A 17,605-nucleotide genomic window follows, 5' to 3' on the forward strand; every position below is an offset into this window, starting at 1 on the left:
CCGCGCCTGCCGGCGCGCGAGCCGTTTCACCCCTCATTCTTTGATAGGAATCCGATCATGAGCAAGCTAGCAGGCAAGGTCGCCGTCGTTACCGGCGCGTCCAAAGGCATAGGCGCCGCCATCGCCAAGGAACTGGCGGCGCACGGCGCCTCCGTCGTCGTCAACTACGCCTCCAGCAAGGCCGGCGCCGATGCGGTCGTGCAGGCGATCACCGCCGCCGACGGCAAGGCGGTCGCCGTCGGCGGCGATGTCTCCAAGGCAGCGGACGCCAAGGCCATCATCGACGCGGCGCTGTCGAACTACGGCCGGCTGGATATCCTGGTGAACAACTCCGGCATCTACGAATTCGGTTCAATCGAAGAGATCACCGAAGAACACTACCGCAAACAATTCGACGTCAATGTGCTGGGCGTGCTGCTGATGAGCCAGGCGGCGGTCAAGCATCTGGGCGAAGGCGCCAGCATCATCAACATCAGCTCGGTGGTCAGCCGCCTTACCCTGCCCCAAACCGCCGTCTACAGCGGCACCAAGGGCGCGGTGGATGCCATCACGGGCGTATTGGCGCGCGAGCTGGGCCCCCGCAAAATCCGTGTCAACGCGATCAACCCGGGCATGGTCGTCACAGAAGGCACGGCGAGCGCGGGTATCGCCGGTTCGGACCTGGAGCGCGACACGATCGCCATGACGCCGCTGGGCCGCATCGGCCAACCGCGCGACATCGCCACCGTGGCCGCCTTCCTGGCGTCGGATGATGCCGCCTGGATCACCGGCGAACTCATGATCGCCAGCGGCGGCGTGCGCTGATCCGCCTGCGCGCATGCAAGGCCTGGGTCCGGACGGATCCAGGCGCCCGCAAGCCTTGCGGCCGCTCGTCGGCCGCCATCTCATACCCACTAATGACGGATCAGCCAAGCGGCCTGCCCCGCATTAGACCGATGTACACCCTGCTCCGCCCAACGCAAGATTGTTGATCCGGTCGTTTTCCGCTACCGGCGACGATGACGCGAGTTTCAGGAGCCGCCCATGCCCAACGTTCCCGCATGTCCTTCGCAGGACGATGATGATGCGTCGCGCAACGCCCCGGCTACCGCCCCATCGAACGAGCTGGTCCTGCTTCCTGCGCAGCGCGACACCGCGCCCGTCATCGCGCCGGTTCCGCCCATCTATGTGTACGCCTACGTACGCGAAAGGATACGCGGCCGATCGGGCATGAAGAAGGCGCGAGCCTTGCCGCGGCGATCGGCGTGGCTTTGGAAGCTTGCCGGGATTGCCGCGATCACCGCCATCGGCGGCGTCGTGCTTCAAGCAGGGGTGACGCCGCAAGCGACGTCCGGAACACATATCGCCGCCGCGGCATCGCGCCATGCGGCGACTCCCGCGGCATCGCGGCCGGCGCCAGTCGCCCAACCGATACCGGCGGCCTCGGCCACCGACCCACTGCCGGCAGCCAGCGCGACGCTGGAATTGACGGCGCCCGGCCATGTCGGCGACGCAGCGACGGCCCTGCCCCCGCCACGCCGTACTTCTTCGATCATCGACGTCGTCACGGCGGATATCGTGTTGCCGGATGAAGCACTGGCGAAGGCGACGCCAGCCGCCGAGGCTGCCAGGCCCGCCGAGATCCCCGTCCCCTCGGTCCCCCAGGCTCGCGCGGCCACCGCGACGCCGGCGCGCCCCGCCGTGAAGCTCGCGACGAAACCGCCTGCCCGGCCCGCCGCGAAACCGGGCGCGGCGGCCACCGCGCAGCCTTCCTTGCAGGCGTCGGCCAATACGCAATCGCGCCCCGCCGCGGCGGCGAAGACCCGGCCGTCCATCCCCGTCGCCATCGCGGTCCGCCCCTGGGGCGAAATCCTGGTGGACGGCCAATCGCGCGGCATCAGCCCGCCGATGCGCAGATTGACGTTGGCGGCCGGCACCTACGACATCACGATCCGCAACAACATGGGGCCTGACGTGCATCAGATCCTGACCGTCGGCGCCGACAACAACGCCGCGATATCGCACACTTTTCAATAGGAAGGGTGCGCGCAAAAAAAATCAGCCCCGCGCGAGGCGGGGCTGACTGTCGTCGCGACGACTGCCGCGACCGCGGGTTGCGGGCGCCGTATCCCGCGGATGCTTACGCACCTTGGAAAGGCTGGTTGTTCAGATCGCCGAACGCGATGCTGGTCGTCGTATTGCCGCTGTCAATATCGGCGACGACTTGCGCACGCGTTACGCCGCTGTCGGCTTGCGCGACGAAAGGCGCATTGTTCGATTCGCGATTGCCGGTCAGGCCGGCGCCGCGGGCTTGCTGCAGCTCGGCAACGACTTGGGCGCGGCTGACGCCGTTGGCGGCCTGGCCGTACACGCCTTGGAACGGCACGTTGTTCGGCTCGCTGTTGGCGGCCTGGGCGGCGCCGATCGCGGCAAAGGAAAGAATCAGAGCGGAAACGATGGTCTTGGCTTTCATGGCAGTACTCCTAGTCCTGTTAAGTTGGCTCGGGACGGACACCGCGGAGTGGGAGGGGAGGGGTTCCGCGATGTCCGTTGCTGTTCCCGATGGACTGCATTCTGCGCCGCCACGACCTAGGGATAAACCCGTAAAACCGAAAATGATATTTCCGAAATCACCAACAATGCGCCGTCTTAGGATCTGTCTATCGCGCCAATAGCAGATGCCACAGCCGGACAGGTACCGCTCTGACCGCCAGCGTCCGGTCCCGCGCCCCTGCAATCCCGGAAGGCCATGCGGGCAATACGGCAGCGCGCGAATACCGGCCGGCGCTACACGCGCGTCTCGTCCTCGGCCGTCGCCTGCCTGACGGCGGCTTCCTCGGCGGCCGCCGCCGCGCCGCGGGGCGCCTCGACGACGTCGGCTTGCGGCTCGACCATGACCAGCTCCTTGTCCACTTCCGGATCGACGCGCGGATCCAGTGTCGCGGCCGCCGCCGGCGAGCTTTGCAGCGCGTCCGGCATGGCCTGGAAATGCACCGGCGCTTCGTCCACCTGGTGCTGATTGGTCACGCGGATGGGACGCACGGTCAGCACCAGCGCCAGCGCGCACCCGGAGATGAACACGTAGTACATGTTGGGTCCCGCCAGCGACATCAGCGCGCCGGCGATCAGCGGACCGACACACGCGCCGATGCCATAGGCCATCAAAAGAATCGCGCTCAGCCCGACCCGCCGCTCCGGCTCCACGTGATCATTGGCGAACGCGGCCCCCAGGGGGTACAGGGTGAACTGCAGCACGCCGAACACGCAGGACAACAGCAGCATCAGGACGAAAGGCAGCGACAGCCATCCCCACATCAATACCGGCAGCGCCGCCAGCAGCACCGCATTGAAACGGATCAACCCCGCGCGGTTGACGCGGTCCGATACCCATCCCATGGGAAACTGCGACAGCAGGCCCGCCGTAACCGTCGCCGCCACGTACAGCGCCACCTGCGGCGTGGAAAAGCCATGCCGCGCGGCATACACCGGCGCCAGGCCGTAAAAGCCGCCGGACAGCAGGCCGGCCACGAACAGCACCGTCAGCGAAAGCGGCACGCGGCTCGCGAAAAACTTCAGATCCAGCGGCGCGGGAACCGGCGTGGCCGGGTGCGAACGCGCGGTCAGCGCCACGGGCACCAGGCAGAGAATCTGGAACACGGCGACCAGCGTCAACGGCCGCAAGTCCAGCGTTGGAAACAGCGTCAGGGAAAACTGGCCCAGCACCGTACCCAGCCCCGACATCAGCATATAAACCGAAAACACGCGCCCGCGCAGACGGTTTTCGGTCTGCTCATTCAGCCAGCTTTCCAGCACCATGAACTGCGTGACCATCGCAATGCCGGCCACCAGGCGAAATATCAGCCACAGCCACAGCAGCTCCAGCGAAGCCTGCGCCAGCACCATGACCGCGGCGATCGCCGCGCAGGCGACGAAGGCGCGGATATGGCCCACGCGTATCAACAGCTTATGTCCCAGGCGCGCACCGCACACCAGGCCCAGGTAATAGCCCGCGATCAGCGTGCCCACCCAGAACGGGCTGACCGACTGTGCCGTCAGCCGCAGCCCCATGAACGTATTGAAGAGCCCCGTGCCGCACAGCATCAGCAGCGCCGCCGCGTACAGGGAAGAAAAAGAGGAAATCGTGGCGAACATAATGCTCTTAACGGCGAGAGCCGCGCGGGGCGGCTCTCGGGTTGGCGATACTCAACAGGCGGGTGGCCGCGTCAGCACTGCGCCAGCATCGTCGCCGCGTCGCTGACTTCGAACTTGCCGGGGGCTTCGACATTCAGGGCCTTGACCACGCCGTCCTCCAGCACCATGGCATAGCGCTGCGAGCGCACGCCCATGCCGCGCGCGTTCAAGTCCAGTTCCAGGCCCAGGGCCTTGGTCCAGGTGGCGGAACCGTCGGCCAGCATGCGGACCTTGCCGTCCGATTTCTGCTCGCGGCCCCAGGCGCCCATGACGAAGGCGTCGTTGACGGACAGGCACCAGATTTCATCCACGCCCTTGCCCTTGAAAGCATCGGCGTTCTGTATGTAGCCCGGCAGATGCTTGTTCGAGCAGGTCGGCGTGAAGGCGCCCGGCACGGCGAAGACCACGATCTTCTTGCCTTTCACCAGATCCGCGACCTGGAAATTGTTGGGCCCCAGCGCGCAGGCTTCGGTCTCGGTCTCGATGAATTCGGTCAGGGTGCCGTCCGGCACCTTGTCGCCGACTTTGATGGTCATTGATATCTCCAGTGAAACGACGGAAAAAGTTTTCCATGTGTTGGCGCCGGGAAACCAGGCATGGCCGGCAATGGCCGGGCCTGGCTACGGCCGCGCCAGGCGCCGCGCGCGGGCGGCCGCGCGGTCACCCGCGCTTCGACGCCCCCAGATTATGCTGCGAAAACCATTGCAGCATCCGTTCCCATGCCTGCTCTGCCTGTTCCTTGCGGTAACTGGGGCGATAATCCGCGTGAAAAGCGTGGCCCGCGCCCTGATAGACATCGATGACGGACGCCTTGGCCGCCGGCGATCCCTTGGCCAGCGCCTCCCGCATGGCGGCGACGTCGTCTTGCGTAATGCCCGTGTCCTCGGCCCCGTAGGCGCCGCGGACCGGCGCGTGGAGGTCGGCGGCGATGTCGACGGGGAATTTGGGGCGCAGCGTGTCGTCCCGTTTGCCGCGCAGGGGGCCATAGAACGCCGCCCCCGCCTTCAGCCTGGGATTGTGGGCGGAATACAGCCACACGAAGCGGCCGCCCCAGCAGAAACCGACGATGCCGAGCTTGTTGGCGTCGCCATTGTGGCCGGCGGCCCATTTGGCGGTGGCGTCCAGGTCGCCGATGACCTGGGCATCCGGTATCTTGCTGATGATGTCGGCCTGCAGCTTGGCGATTTCAGTGTATTTGGTGGGATCGCCCTGCCGCGCGAACAGGTCGGGCGCGATGGCCAGATAGCCTTGATGCGCCAGGCGCCGGCAGATGTCCTGGATGTATTCGTGGATGCCGAAGATTTCCGCCACGACCAGCACCGTGGGCAGACCGGCGGGGGCGCTCTTTTCCGGCTGCGCGCGGTAGGCGCGCATGTTGCCGCCGGCCGCCGGCACCTCGACCCATCCCGCGGTCAAACCCTTGGCGTCGGTCTTGATGGCCGTCTGCGCCATCACCGGGCCGGCGGCCAGGCAGTAGCCCGTGGCTGCCGCGGCGGTCGCGAGAAACCCGCGACGGTCCAGGCGCAGCGGCGGCAAAAGGCTATCCAGGTGCTTGTCGTCCATGCTGGTGACTCCGTTCTCGATAGGATGCCGGGAACGCCCCGGCAGGCGCACGTCAACGCTTCAAGGCGAACTCCACACGATTGGGCGGCCCGTCCTTGACGCCTTCCGCCGACAGGTTGGGCGCCACCATGAATATGCGGTCCATGGGGGCGCCGTCCTGCTGCAGCTGTTCATACGCGGCCTGCGCGCGGTCGTCGGCCAGCTTGCGCAACTGGTCCTCTCCGGCCGGCGCCGCCTGCCGCAGCAATTCTTCCATCTGGTCCGGCGGCAGGGATTTCGCAATACCGATGAAGTTGCGCGGCTTGTTGTCGATCTTGGCATTATCGTAGGCGGCCTCCAGATACTTGGCGCGTTCCGCGGCGGACAAGGGCGCCGTGCCGTCCAGGCGGCCGCTCTTCCCTGTCGCGCGCGAGCGGGCGATGCGGATGCGCGTCTCCACCCAGCTCTGGCGCAGCCCGGCTTCATCGGACACCGGATCGGCCCGGCCGGCGATATCCATCTTCAGGGAGGGCCGGTCGGCCAGCGCGGTGGCCAGCTTCTTCAGCTTTTCCTTGCCGTCGTCCGACAGTGTCGCGCTGCCGGGCTCGAAGGCGATATAGGAAAGTTCGTCGCCGCCGCCGCCGAAGGCCGACGCCAGCAGGCTGAAGGGCGAGGTGACCGCCTTGACGACCAGATTGCCGATGACCCGCAGGATGATGCCGCCCACGGAGAAATTGGGATCGTCCAGCGAGCCGGATATGGGCAGGTTGATATCGATATTGCCCGAACTGTCTTTCAGCAATGCGACGGCCAGCATGACGGGCAGCGTGGTGGCCTGCGGACTATCCGTCTTGGCGCCGAAGGTCAGCTGATCCAGGCGTACATGGTTGCTGGCCTGCAGCTGGCGGTTCTTGATGCTGTATTCCACATTCATCGACAGCTTGCCGCGTTCGATGGGATAGCCGACATACTTCGCGGAGTAGGTCGTGAAGCGCGGCAGATCGACCCCGCGCGCGGAGGCCTGGATGTCCAGCGTCAGGAACTTGGCGAACGGCTGCACGATCCCGCTGATCGTCAGCGGCGCCGTCCGATAGACGCGGCCCTTGACGCTGACCCTTGCGGGCTTGGGGTCGGTGGACGATACCGCCGATACCGAACCCTCGATGGCCGACAGTTCGGCGGTGTAGTTGGGCCGCACGAAGCGGTCGTTGAAGGTGGCCCGGCCGTTTTTCAAGGTGATGCTGCGCACGGCGATGTCGGGCATGGCGCTGTTGCCGCCGGCGCCCTTCCCGGACGACGCCGCCTTGCCGGATTGTTCCGCGCCGGCGGGGCTCCTGCCCGGTCTGGCGCTGTCCGCCGCCGGCCGTGGCGCCGCCTCCCGGGGGCCGGGGGCCGCCGTATCCTGCGTAATCGAGCCGCCGGCCTGGCCCGGTTCGGCCACCAGGTTCATCACGTTGAGCTGGCCCTGGGAGTTCAGCAGCACATTGCCGTAGAAGTTATCCAGCGTCACATCGCCCAGGTCGATCCTGGGTTTGTCCCCGGCCATGGAGACCGCCATATTGCGCAGGCTCAGCAGCTTCCACGCGAGGAAGTCCGCGCGGTTCACGCGATCCTGCAGATTGAGGTCGCTGACGTCCACCCCGCCCTTCCACGAGACCTTCATGGGGTCCGCGCGCCCCGAAGCAGGCGCGGAGGCGGCAGTGAATTCGACGTCGCCCTTGGCGCCCAGCCGGATGGAACGCACCGTGGCGTTCAGGCGCGACGCCGCATAGGGGGCGAGTTCCGCCACGTTAAGGTTGGAGAGGTCGACGCTGGCCTTCACGGCCAGGGGCTGCAGCGTAATGCTGCCTTGCGAAGCCAGGCTCCCTTCGCCCAGCAGGCCCGCGACGCGCAGGTCGAAACGGGACGAGCCGGACCCAAGAACGAATTTGTCGACGCCCAGCGAGAGGGTTTTGAGGCCGACGGTGACCGGCGGTTTCAGCGTTTCGTCGCGCGCGGATACGTTGGCCAGGTCCAGCTTGATGTCGGAAGCCTGGATGGCGTAGGTGCCGTTGTGGTCCTTGACGTCGACCTTGGCGGCGGCGCCCACGGTCCCGGCCAGCAGCGTGACGGGGGCCGCGCGCCGTACGGCGTTCGCGAAGGGTGGCAAGGGCAGGCGCGCGGCCTTCGCGTCCAGGGTCAGCGCCAGCGGCTGCAGGATCACGCCGCCGCTGGCCTGCAGCGTCGCGCCGTCGGGGTTCTCCGCGCCCAGCTCGATCGCGATGGGCTGGTCCTTGGGCTGCGGCAACTGGATGTTGGTGACGGCCAGCGAGAGCTTGTCGAACGTGTAGTCGACGTTGGTGGGCGCATCGCGCAGGCGCAACTGGCCGTTGCTCACGGTTACCTTGCCGACTTCCACCCGCCACGGATCGGGCTCGACGGCGGCCGCCGGGGGCGGATTACCCGCCGGTCCCGTTGCCGGCGCGGTGGTCGGTGCCGGCGAGGACACCGGTGGCGAAGGCGCTGCCGATGGCGATGGTGAGGCCGGCGGCGCACCTGATGCCGACGGCGCTGCCGATGGCGATGGAGGAGGCGATGCCGACGCTGACGTCGACGGCGTCGCCGGCGCAGTGGCCGGCGCGGATCCAGGCGCCGGCTTATCCGTCGTGACTGGCGGCACGGACGCCGTCTTTACGGTGCTGACCGGGGCCGGTCCTTCCGTCTTGGCGCCCGCGCCCAGCCGCTGCAGCTTATCGACGACATCCAGCCAATTGATCCGCTGGTCGGCATAGCGCCGCGTCTGGATACGCGGCTCGACCAGTTCCACCTCGCCTATACGAACGCGCCGCTCCAGGGGCAGCGCGTCGACGCCGCGCACGTTCAGCGCCTGCCAGGCGGTCAGGCTTTCATCGGAGGCCTCCCGCAGATCCAGATCGCGCAGACTGATCCCGCCGGTGATGCGCAGCTTGGGCACGGCGTCCTTGGGCTGCTCGAACACGATATGCAGGTCGGAATCCAACAACCCACGATTCAGCTTGACGGGCAAGGGCACGCCCCAGGCGTCCGCCCACTTTTCCAGCTCCAGGCCGCTGAACACCACGTCCAAGGTCGACGTCGGCGTGACGTCGAACGGCCGCGCCGTGCCGTTCAGATCGAACGGGCTGCCATTGATGCGCGCATGGAACTTGGGCACCACATCGATATCGGCCGCATAGCCGAAGTTCGAAATGAAAGGCACGCCCAGCGCGATTTCGTCGATCACCTGCTTGCGGTTCGTGACGCGGTCGTCCATCGTGACGGCGCCGTTTTCCAGCCGCATATTGTTCAGCGAGAAGCGCGGCAAGGGTTCGTCCTTGCCGGGTGGCGGTTGCGGCTTGTCGCCGCCCAACTGGGCCAGTTTCTGCTGGACGTCGGTGAAGTTGAAATGCGCCTGCGCATCGCGCACCAGCGCCAGCCGCGGCTCGCGCACCACTAGCGCGTCCACCACGGGCGCGAACCAGAACAGCGATTTCCACGAGAGGCTGACATCGACTTCCGCGATGGCGAGCAGCGGCGGCGTGGACATTGACGCGGGCGTTGTTGACGCAGCAGGCGTGGGCGCCGCCCCTGCTGGCGCAGCCGACGCGGGCGACGCGGGCGCGGCAGACGCAGACGTGGATGCGGATGCTGGTGACGCGGATGCTGGCGACGCGGGCGCGGGCGGGGCGCCCGCCGGCTGCACGACCGCGAGATCATGCGCGCGCAATGTCAGGGAAAAAGGATTGAAAGTGATCTTGCCGACCTGGACATCGCGCCCCAGCATGCCCGCCACGTCGCGCGTCAGCACGCGCCGCGTCACTTCCGGCACCTGCCAGGCGGCCAGCGCCAGCAGCAACAGCACGAACCCCACGACCGCCCCAGTGATCCGCAAAAACCGCCGCGTGAATCGAATTCTGGGCAAATACCGGGGCATCCAGCGTCTCCTGTGCAAGTTGCGGCATTATCGCCCCCGGGGCCGGATGGCGTCCATTATCATAGGCAGCGCCGCCCCTGCTTCAGGGCGCGATTGAGTGCAACATCAAGGAATTACGTTCCGCTCGCGAATTCGTTTCAAATCTTGAACAGGCGCCCCACGGCGGATGTATCAGCATGTCCAACTCCTCCCCGGCCTTGAGCCATCTCGATGAATCCGGCCAGGTCCGCATGGTCGACGTCGGCGGCAAGGCCGTGACCGCCCGCGTGGCCATCGCCGCCGCCCGCGTACGCATGAACCCGACCGCCTACGGCCTGCTGACGCAGCCCGGCCAGGGCAAGGGCGAGGTCCTGAACACCGCGCGCGTAGCCGGCATGCTGGCCGCCAAGCGCTGCGCCGACCTGATCCCGCTATGCCACAGCCTGCCGCTGTCCTTCGTGGGCGTGGACTTCGCGCTGGACGACGCGGCGCACAGTATCGACATCCGCGCCACCTGCCGCACCGACTTCCGCACCGGTGTCGAAATGGAAGCCATGACCGCCTGCAGCGTGGCGGCCCTGACCATCTACGACATGTGCAAGGCGGCCGACAAAGGCATCGTCATCGAGCAGATCCGCCTGGAATACAAGGCCGGCGGCAAGAGCGGCGAGTGGCGCGCGGATGGCTGACCGCGCCCCAGGCCCGGCCGCTAGGATGCGCGATAAGGACCGTCGTCGTCGCCAGGCCGGTGCCCGCGCGCCGGGTAACAGGACAGATAGCGAAGCGCCGTGACGAGCAGGTCGCCGGGTAATCTGCGCGGGGTTGACATATCCACTTCGATCAACACATCCGCCTGTTGCCGCTGTTTGCCATCGAGTCCCGGCACGTAGGTTTCGAAGCCGGGATCCGGCGCCATGCGGTTGCGCGTCCCGTCCGCGACGACGACACCGGCGACGCCCATCAGCTCGGCCAGCCCTGGCGTGCCGGCGAACCGGTTGACATGCCCGGTTCCGACCAACGCGATCCACTTTCCGCTCGCGCCGGGGACGTCGGTGGAAGAAGCCCGCTGCTCTTTCTCGCGCATCACCAGGTTCGCGTAGTAGTTCATCATTTTGAACCGGTCGTAACGTCCGCTGCTGTAGTTCCTGAGGAAGTAGCTGGCCGCGCAATCGATGGCGACGACTTCGATGCCGGCACGCTGCGCGGCTTCGACCAGTGTCCGATACGAGTATTGGCGCGCCAATAATGGATCGACGCTTTCGAACGGCACCCTCTGGTCGGCGGTCTGGAGCTCCAGGTACCGGACGAGGTCGGCCGATACCTCCTGATGAGGCGACTCATGCAAGGCGCGCAGATCCGGGCCGTAGACGTCGGTCAATACATGCTCGAGATACAGGCGCCGCACGCCACGCTGCTCCAGGGCTTGCATGTTGTCCATCAGAAGCTTCCTGGCGCCAGGGTGGGAGTGCGCTTCCCCGACCACCAGTCCGCCGGATCCGTCCAGCAGCTCAAGGAATCGGGCATTCAATGCCTTGCCGGATATCCTGCCGGTATCCGGGATTTCGCCGGCAAGGCGGGTTTCCGGAGAGGGACCTTCCTGGCCGATTCTCTCGAAAAACGCCGCGGCGTCCTCGCGCAGGGCGCGGCGCCTGTACTCATGCTGCCACATGACGGAATACATTTCCGGAAACAACGGCGGCTCGGAGAACCAGTCTTCCGGGTAGGATCCGGCGTCCATCATGCGCAGCTCGCCGGTCAGGAGCATCTCCACCAGCGTTCTTAGAACCGGCCGGTCGTCGGCGCTCAATTCGTATTTGCGGCTGCCGGCCGCCGTGTCCGACGCCATGGTATTGGCGGGTGGCATGTCGACCCGTTCGACAGCGAGCATGTCGGCTCGCGACAGCGAATCGACGTAGGGGGGGGTAAGAGGGGAAGCGTTGAGAAGCATAGATTCAGTTCCAGACGGGGCGACGCGGCGTGCCCCGGGCATCCGGGGGCGCCGCCCTGGCGCCCCACGGGCCGGTATGCGGCATCGGCAAGGAAAAAGTGCCCTCGCGCGGACGAATCCACCGCCGCTCTCGTGGATACTCATATGGCTCATGCAGCCTGGCGCGGCCTCGCCCGCCCCCATGGCGCGCAGCGCATCCGCGCATCATCGCGCGCGCGAAGGGGTAGAATGCGGACTCCTGGAAGCCCGCGCCCGTCAGCATCCCTGGCGGGTCGCGACCCGCCGGCGACGCCTGGCAGGCCGCCTGGCGGACCACGCCCGGCAGGCCAGGCCTGACCGGCCGCTGTACGACGCGGCGGCGCATGGGCATCACAGGGCAGAGCATGCAGACGATTTCGGGCCGCTGGCCCAGAGGTGCGCGGTGAGCGGATCGAATCTGAACCCCGGCTTGAACCCGGCCATCCAACTTCTGTATTTCGCGCGCGTCGCCGAACTGACCGGCCGCCGCGCGGAAGCCTGGTCCTTGCCGGCCGACACCATCACGGGCTCGGAACTGCTGGGCAGCCTGGAACAGCGCTACCCGCAGCTGGCGCCCGCCGCGCGGCTGAAGCTCGCCGTGAACCAGACCCACGTCAAGCCGACGGCGACCATACGGCCCGGCGACGAAGTCGCCGTCTTCGAACCCGTCACGGGAGGCTGATCGCCATGGTCGTCGTCCAGGAAGCCGACTTCGACGCGGCGGCCCTGCAGGCCACGCTGCGCGAACGCGCCGGCGCCGCCGCCGGGGCCATCGTCACCTTCACCGGCTACGTCCGCGATTTCTCGGCGGACGAAGCCACCGAAACGCTGTTCCTGGAACATTATCCAGGCATGTGCGAGCGCGAACTCGAAGATATCGGCGCGCAGGCCATGAAGCGCTGGCGGGTGCTGGATTTCGTCATCGCGCACCGCGTGGGCGCCCTGCCGCGCAATGCGCAGATCGTCTTCGTCGGCGCCGCCAGCGCGCACCGCGGCGATGCTTTCCGGGCTTGCGAATACATCATCGACGCGCTGAAAACGCGCGCGCCCTTCTGGAAGCGCGAAACCCTGGCCAGCGGCCGCAGCTTCTGGGTGGAACAACGCCAATCGGATCATGACCGGACCCAGTCGTGGGATGCCGGCGGCAGCGCTTCATCGAAGGAAACCCCATGAGCGAGCACAAGGAAGATAAAAAAGCATCCCTGGCGTGCGCCGTTTTGACCGTCAGCGACACGCGTACCGCGGGCAACGACACCTCCGGCAACTGGCTGTCGGAAACGCTGGCGCGCGACGGCCACGATTGCGTGCGGCGCGACCTGGTGAAGGACAACATCTATGAAATCCGCCGCGTCGTCAGCGAATGGATCGCCGATCCGCGCGTCCAGGTCATCCTGATCACGGGCGGCACGGGTTTCTCGCATCGCGACTCCACGCCGGAGGCGGTGTCGGTGCTGCTGGACAAGGAGATCACCGGCTTCGGCGAACTGTTCCGCCATGTGTCGTACCAGGAAATCGGCAGCTCCACCATCCAGTCGCGCGCGCTGGCGGGGTATGCCAACGATACGGTGATCTTCTGCCTGCCGGGATCCACCGGCGCCTGCGAAACGGCCTGGAACCATATCCTGCGCGAACAGCTGGACAGCCGTCACAAGCCCTGCAATTTCGCCAGCCATCTGCAGAAGAAGGCGCTGGAATACAGCGAGCGGCACGGCCGCAACTGACATACGAGCCGACACGACATGCTGGAATTCGACGACGCCCAAACCCGCCTTGCCAACGGCGCGCCGCGCCCCACGGCCACTACCGAAGCCGCGCTGCGCGATGCGGTCGGCCTGGTGCTGGCGCAGGACCTGACCGCGACGCTGGACCTTCCCCCGGCCGACAACAGCGCCATGGATGGCTATGCGCTGCGCCATGCCGACTATCGGGACGGCGTCGCGCTGCCCATCGACCAGATCGTTTACGCGGGCCATGCGCCGCAGCCGCTGCAACCCGGCCATGCCGCGCGGCTGTTCACCGGCAGCCTGATGCCGCCGGGCGCCGATACCGTGGTCATGCAGGAAGACACGCGTGAAGCCGATGGCAAGCTGACCATCACGCAAGCGCCCCGGCCCGGCCAGCACGTGCGCCGGCGCGGCGAGGACACCGCCGCGGGCAGTCCCCTGCTGCCCGCCGGCACGCGCATCGGGCCGGCACAGGTCGCGCTGCTGGCCTCGCAGGGCATCGCGCGCGTCACCGTGCATCCGGCGGTGCGCGTCGGCATCCTGACCACCGGCGACGAGCTGGTGCCGCCGGGCCAGCCGCGCGGCGCGCATCAAATCTACAACTCCAACGGCGCGATGATGGCGGCGCTGGTGGAAGGCATGGCCGCGCAGGCCACGCATGTGCTGCACGCGGAAGACAACGAAGCGGCGCTGAAGTCGGCCTTCCGGACACTGGCGCGCGACTGCGATCTGATCGTGAGCATCGGCGGTGTATCGGTCGGCGACAAAGATCTGGTCAAGCCGGTGCTGGAAAGCATGGGCGCGGCGCTGGACCTTTGGCGGGTGCGCATGAAACCGGGCAAGCCGGTCGCCATGGCGCATGTGGACGGCAAGCCGGTGGTCTGCCTGCCCGGCAACCCGGTATCGGCCTTCGCCGTGTTCACGGTGCTGGTGTCGCCGCTGCTGCGGCGCATGCAAGGCCGGCGCGACCTGTTCCCGCAGGTCAGCATGCTGACGCTGCGCACCGACGCGCCGCGCCACGACAGCCGCGAGGAATTCCTGCGCGTGCGGCGCGAGGTCAACAATGGCGGCGTCGGCGAACTGCAGGCCTTCGACCGGCAGAGCTCAGGCGTGGTCAGTTCGCTGCCCTGGGCCACCGGGCTGGCGCGCATCCCCGCCGGCCACACCGTCTACGACGGCGAAAAAGTCGCCTACTACGACTTCAAGCACTGGCTCTCATGAGGCGCCGTTTGCGTCGGCCAGGTCGCGCTCGGTATTGACGTTCCGGAAGGCATCCGGCTGATCGTCGAAGGGCACTTCGACACAGCCGACGCGCGACTGCCAGGCGTCGACCTTACGGCCGCCTTCGGCCAGATATCCCAGCAGGTCCGGCAAAAGCTCGCGCGACAGCAGCATGCACACGGGCTGCCGCCTGCCGCCGATGCACGCGACCGCCAGACGGGCGCCGTTGCCGGGCGCTTCCAGCGCCTGGCACAGGCGGGCCACCATATCCAGCGGCAGGAAAGGCACGTCGCAAGGCGTGGTGGCGATCCAGGGACAGCGCGACGCCACCAGTCCGGCGGCCACGCCGGCCAATGGACCCTGCCAATGCCCGTGCGAAGGGTCGTCCGCCACCACCTTGCCGTACTGCGAATAACGATCCAGATTCCGGTTGGCGCTGATCAACAATGCGCCGACCTGCGGTGCGAAACGCGCGGCGACGTGTTCCACCATCGGCCGGCCCCGCAGCAAGGCACATCCCTTGTCGACCTCGCCCATCCGCGAGCCGCGGCCACCCGCCAGGATCAGGCCGGCGATGCGCGCCGCCTCGATGTGGTCCTGCCCGGCCGTTGCCGCCGGCCGGCCTGTTTGCGCGTTCATGGAAGCCTCCTCTCGTATGCGCCAGCGCGCGCGCATGCGCACGCGCCGCGCCCGGAGCCGCCGGATAGTCCCTGGGCCGGCGCAGCCGGACGCCTCCCAGGCAGGCTGACCCTAACCGCCGATATAGCTCATTTCTATCTTTCTATCCTGCCGCGCTTCTGGCGTGGCGGCCAGGCGCCCTTCGGAATAACTGTCGCCGCGGCCGCCCCAGATGCCCGCGATCGCCGCGGCAAGCCGCTCGTCGTCGGCATCGCCGCGTATCAAGGCGCGCAAGTCGTAGCCGCGACTGGCGAACAGGCACAGGAACAGGCGCCCCTCCGGCGACAGGCGCGCCCGCGTACAGCCTTCGCAGAATGCCTGGGTCACGCTGGAGATCACGCCGATTTCCCCGGCGCCGTCGGCATAAGCCCAGCGCTCCGCCACGCGCCCCATCGCATCCGTCTGCAGCGGCGCCAGCGGAAACTGCGCGCCGATGCGCGCGATGACGTCGGCGCTGGGCAGGACTTCGGTCATGTTCCAGCCATTGGTGCTGCCCACGTCCATGTATTCGATGAAACGCAGGATATGGCCCGATCCGCGGAAATGCCGGGCCATGGGCAATATCTGGTCGTCGTTCATCCCGCGCCGCACGACCATGTTGACCTTCACCGGCGTCAAGCCGGCCTCGGCCGCGGCATCGATGCCGCGCAGCACGTCGGCCACCGGAAAATCGGTATCGCTCATGCGCGCGAACATGGCCGGATCCAGCGCGTCCATGCTCACCGTCACGCGGTTCAGCCCGGCGTCCTTCAGCGCGCGCGCCTTGCGCGCCAGCAGGCTGCCGTTGGTGGTCAGCGTCAGCTCCAGCGGCGCGCCCTCCGGCGTGCGCAGCGCGGCGAGCATGCCGACCAGGGTTTCGATGTTCTTGCGCAGCAGGGGCTCGCCGCCGGTCAGGCGGATCTTGCGCACGCCCAGGCGCACGAAGACCGCGGCGGCGCGCGTCATTTCCTCGAAGGACAGCAGCTGCGCATGCGGCAGGAAAACGTGATTGCTGTCGAAGGCATCGCGCGGCATGCAATAGGTGCAGCGGAAGTTGCAGCGATCGGTGACCGAAATCCGCAGATCGCGCAGCGGGCGGGCGCGCGTATCCAGCACGGGCTGGCCGGGTGCCGGCAAGGCCCGCCCCGGCGCCGATGGACCGCCGACCTGATCCGGTTCCAGCGCCTGGCCTATCGCTGCCTGCGAGCGGTGATCCGTCAGATAGATGACTTTGGACATGATGCCGTGATCATAGCTTTTCCGGCCCGAAGGCCTCTCGCGGGGTTTGTATGCGCCCCGTTTCGCTGGCGTCGTAGCCGACCAGCTGGCCCACGTAGCCCTTGTAGTCCGCGCCGCGCATGATGGCCAGCAAGGCTTGCATGGCCGGCTGTTCCAGCGCGGGCTTGCGGATGGCGAAGAAGTAGCGTTCGCGCGCCAGCGGTATGAAATCCAGGCCGAAGCGATGCGCCGCCGTTTCCACGCCTATACCCGCATCGGCCATGCCGCTGGCGATATGGGCCGCCACCGCCATATGCGTGAATTCGCTGTTCTCGTAGCCGTTCACCTGCGCCACCGCGATGTCGAGGCGGCGCAGCATCAGTTCCACCAGCTGGCGGGTGCTGGAGCCGATCTGGCGATTGACGAAGCGCACGTCCTGGCGCGCCAGATCGGCGACGCCGCGGATGCCCTTGGGGTTGCCCGCCATGACGAACAGCCCGGTGTTGCGCACCGCCAGATGCACCAGCAGATGCTCTTCCGCATCCAGCCATTGGGCGTAATAGCGCAGCATATCGGCTTCGAAATCGCCCTGCGGCACCTGGAAACCGGCCAGGTCGCACTCCCCGCTGTCGAGCGACGCCAGCGCCTCGGTCGCGGTGCGATAGCGCAGTTCAAGATTGGCCGCGCCGCCGCCTATGTGCTGCATCAGGGCCTCCACCGCGAAGCCGTGGCTGGCGTGCAGCCGCAGGTGCGGACCGCTTTCGGGCAGCAGTTTTTCCAGGTCTTCCTGCAGTTCGGACGCCAGGCTGTCCAGCATGGGCATCAGGCGGGCCTCGATGCGGCGGTTGGCCCACAGCAGCCGTTGCGCGAAAGGCGAAAGCTCGGTGCCCTGGCGGCGGCGGGTGATCAGCAAGGGCGTGCCGAAGACCGTTTCGAAACGGCGCAGTATGCCCCAGCCGTGCCGATACGACAGCCCGCAGGCGCGGCAGGCGCCGGCGATGTGGCCCACCGCATCGATGGCCGACAGCAGCGCCAGCGCTTCCTGCAGCGGCACGCCGTCATGATCGGCGCCGCCCTGGGTCAGCCACCATCCCGGGCGCAGCGCGACGCGGAAGCCGGTATCGGCCATGGTCGATTTCCTCGATCTGAATAGGAAATAAAGTACATATTGAAACGCGCAGCTGCCGGCGATACAGT

The 17,605-nt window shown here is 67.2% G+C and carries 16 protein-coding genes; 7 read left to right on the plus strand and 9 right to left on the minus strand.

From position 1 onward, the window contains the following. Nucleotides 1-57: 57 nt before the first annotated feature. Nucleotides 58-804 (plus strand): glucose 1-dehydrogenase, encoded by a 747-nt coding sequence (locus tag ACNA0R_RS13385; protein WP_415826503.1) that lies wholly within the window; start codon nt 58-60, stop codon nt 802-804. Between the two features lie 219 nt (nt 805-1,023). Then, nucleotides 1,024-2,016 (plus strand): hypothetical protein, encoded by a 993-nt coding sequence (locus ACNA0R_RS13390; RefSeq protein WP_415826504.1) that lies wholly within the window; start codon nt 1,024-1,026, stop codon nt 2,014-2,016. A 103-nt stretch (nt 2,017-2,119) separates the two neighbouring features. Here the strand turns inward: ACNA0R_RS13390 and ACNA0R_RS13395 are convergent, their stop codons facing one another. The 5 genes from ACNA0R_RS13395 to ACNA0R_RS13415 form a co-directional block, all read right to left on the minus strand. After that, on the minus strand, nt 2,120-2,452 hold the full coding sequence (locus ACNA0R_RS13395) for a DUF4148 domain-containing protein (protein WP_415826505.1): 333 nt from the start codon (nt 2,450-2,452) through the stop codon (nt 2,120-2,122). Between the two features lie 314 nt (nt 2,453-2,766). After that, nucleotides 2,767-4,131: an MFS transporter gene (locus ACNA0R_RS13400; protein ID WP_415826506.1), complete on the minus strand. Its 1,365-nt coding sequence runs from the start codon at nt 4,129-4,131 to the stop codon at nt 2,767-2,769. 71 nt (nt 4,132-4,202) lie between these two features. After that, nucleotides 4,203-4,706, minus strand: a complete 504-nt coding sequence (locus ACNA0R_RS13405; protein ID WP_415826507.1) for a peroxiredoxin — start codon at nt 4,704-4,706, stop codon at nt 4,203-4,205. A gap of 124 nt (nt 4,707-4,830) precedes the next feature. Further along, entirely contained in the window at nt 4,831-5,733 is a 903-nt protein-coding gene (locus ACNA0R_RS13410) for a dienelactone hydrolase family protein (protein WP_415826508.1), read from the minus strand. Between the two features lie 52 nt (nt 5,734-5,785). Next, nucleotides 5,786-9,643: a DUF748 domain-containing protein gene (locus ACNA0R_RS13415; protein ID WP_415826509.1), complete on the minus strand. Its 3,858-nt coding sequence runs from the start codon at nt 9,641-9,643 to the stop codon at nt 5,786-5,788. Between the two features lie 176 nt (nt 9,644-9,819). Here ACNA0R_RS13415 and moaC point away from each other — a divergent pair, with 176 nt between their 5' ends. Beyond that, nucleotides 9,820-10,311, plus strand: coding sequence for a cyclic pyranopterin monophosphate synthase MoaC (gene moaC / locus ACNA0R_RS13420; protein WP_415826510.1), 492 nt, complete (start codon nt 9,820-9,822; stop codon nt 10,309-10,311). 20 nt (nt 10,312-10,331) lie between these two features. On the opposite strand, the gene ACNA0R_RS13425 is transcribed toward moaC, so the two are convergent. Further along, nucleotides 10,332-11,570, minus strand: a complete 1,239-nt coding sequence (locus tag ACNA0R_RS13425) for a membrane-targeted effector domain-containing toxin (protein WP_415826511.1) — start codon at nt 11,568-11,570, stop codon at nt 10,332-10,334. Between the two features lie 448 nt (nt 11,571-12,018). Here ACNA0R_RS13425 and moaD point away from each other — a divergent pair, with 448 nt between their 5' ends. The 4 genes from moaD to ACNA0R_RS13445 are packed head-to-tail and all read left to right on the plus strand — an operon-like array spanning nt 12,019 to nt 14,533. After that, nucleotides 12,019-12,270, plus strand: a complete 252-nt coding sequence (gene moaD, locus ACNA0R_RS13430; protein WP_415826752.1) for a molybdopterin converting factor subunit 1 — start codon at nt 12,019-12,021, stop codon at nt 12,268-12,270. Nucleotides 12,271-12,275: 5 nt separating this feature from the next. Next, complete coding sequence (locus tag ACNA0R_RS13435; protein ID WP_415826512.1) at nt 12,276-12,761, plus strand: molybdenum cofactor biosynthesis protein MoaE; 486 nt, start codon at nt 12,276-12,278, stop codon at nt 12,759-12,761. After that, nucleotides 12,758-13,309, plus strand: a complete 552-nt coding sequence (moaB, locus tag ACNA0R_RS13440; protein ID WP_415826513.1) for a molybdenum cofactor biosynthesis protein B — start codon at nt 12,758-12,760, stop codon at nt 13,307-13,309. Before ACNA0R_RS13435 ends, moaB begins: the two co-directional genes overlap by 4 nt. Before the next feature lie 18 nt (nt 13,310-13,327). After that, nucleotides 13,328-14,533 (plus strand): molybdopterin molybdotransferase MoeA, encoded by a 1,206-nt coding sequence (locus ACNA0R_RS13445; protein WP_415826514.1) that lies wholly within the window; start codon nt 13,328-13,330, stop codon nt 14,531-14,533. On the opposite strand, the gene mobA is transcribed toward ACNA0R_RS13445, so the two are convergent. From mobA to ACNA0R_RS13460, 3 genes are all read right to left on the minus strand, one after another. Then, nucleotides 14,528-15,172 (minus strand): molybdenum cofactor guanylyltransferase MobA, encoded by a 645-nt coding sequence (mobA, locus tag ACNA0R_RS13450; protein ID WP_415826515.1) that lies wholly within the window; start codon nt 15,170-15,172, stop codon nt 14,528-14,530. The genes ACNA0R_RS13445 and mobA overlap by 6 nt on opposite strands. A 111-nt stretch (nt 15,173-15,283) precedes the next feature. Next, nucleotides 15,284-16,429 (minus strand): GTP 3',8-cyclase MoaA, encoded by a 1,146-nt coding sequence (gene moaA, locus ACNA0R_RS13455; protein WP_415826516.1) that lies wholly within the window; start codon nt 16,427-16,429, stop codon nt 15,284-15,286. A gap of 10 nt (nt 16,430-16,439) precedes the next feature. After that, nucleotides 16,440-17,537, minus strand: coding sequence for a substrate-binding domain-containing protein (locus ACNA0R_RS13460; RefSeq protein WP_415826517.1), 1,098 nt, complete (start codon nt 17,535-17,537; stop codon nt 16,440-16,442). Between the last annotated feature and the right edge of the window lie 68 nt (nt 17,538-17,605).

The sequence above is a fragment of the Bordetella sputigena genome (assembly GCF_965137885.1).
GTDB lineage: Bacteria > Pseudomonadota > Gammaproteobacteria > Burkholderiales > Burkholderiaceae_B > Bordetella_C > Bordetella_C sputigena.

Coding starts and splice junctions, on each gene's coding strand:
- ACNA0R_RS13385 (WP_415826503.1), top strand. CDS start 58: ATGAGCAAGCTAGCAGGCAAGGTCGCCGTCGTTACCGGCGCGTCCAAA.
- ACNA0R_RS13390 (WP_415826504.1), top strand. CDS start 1,024: ATGCCCAACGTTCCCGCATGTCCTTCGCAGGACGATGATGATGCGTCG.
- ACNA0R_RS13395 (WP_415826505.1), bottom strand. CDS start 2,452: ATGAAAGCCAAGACCATCGTTTCCGCTCTGATTCTTTCCTTTGCCGCG.
- ACNA0R_RS13400 (WP_415826506.1), bottom strand. CDS start 4,131: ATGTTCGCCACGATTTCCTCTTTTTCTTCCCTGTACGCGGCGGCGCTG.
- ACNA0R_RS13405 (WP_415826507.1), bottom strand. CDS start 4,706: ATGACCATCAAAGTCGGCGACAAGGTGCCGGACGGCACCCTGACCGAA.
- ACNA0R_RS13410 (WP_415826508.1), bottom strand. CDS start 5,733: ATGGACGACAAGCACCTGGATAGCCTTTTGCCGCCGCTGCGCCTGGAC.
- ACNA0R_RS13415 (WP_415826509.1), bottom strand. CDS start 9,643: ATGCCCCGGTATTTGCCCAGAATTCGATTCACGCGGCGGTTTTTGCGG.
- moaC (WP_415826510.1), top strand. CDS start 9,820: ATGTCCAACTCCTCCCCGGCCTTGAGCCATCTCGATGAATCCGGCCAG.
- ACNA0R_RS13425 (WP_415826511.1), bottom strand. CDS start 11,570: ATGCTTCTCAACGCTTCCCCTCTTACCCCCCCCTACGTCGATTCGCTG.
- ACNA0R_RS13435 (WP_415826512.1), top strand. CDS start 12,276: ATGGTCGTCGTCCAGGAAGCCGACTTCGACGCGGCGGCCCTGCAGGCC.
- moaB (WP_415826513.1), top strand. CDS start 12,758: ATGAGCGAGCACAAGGAAGATAAAAAAGCATCCCTGGCGTGCGCCGTT.
- ACNA0R_RS13445 (WP_415826514.1), top strand. CDS start 13,328: ATGCTGGAATTCGACGACGCCCAAACCCGCCTTGCCAACGGCGCGCCG.
- mobA (WP_415826515.1), bottom strand. CDS start 15,172: ATGAACGCGCAAACAGGCCGGCCGGCGGCAACGGCCGGGCAGGACCAC.
- moaA (WP_415826516.1), bottom strand. CDS start 16,429: ATGTCCAAAGTCATCTATCTGACGGATCACCGCTCGCAGGCAGCGATA.
- ACNA0R_RS13460 (WP_415826517.1), bottom strand. CDS start 17,537: ATGGCCGATACCGGCTTCCGCGTCGCGCTGCGCCCGGGATGGTGGCTG.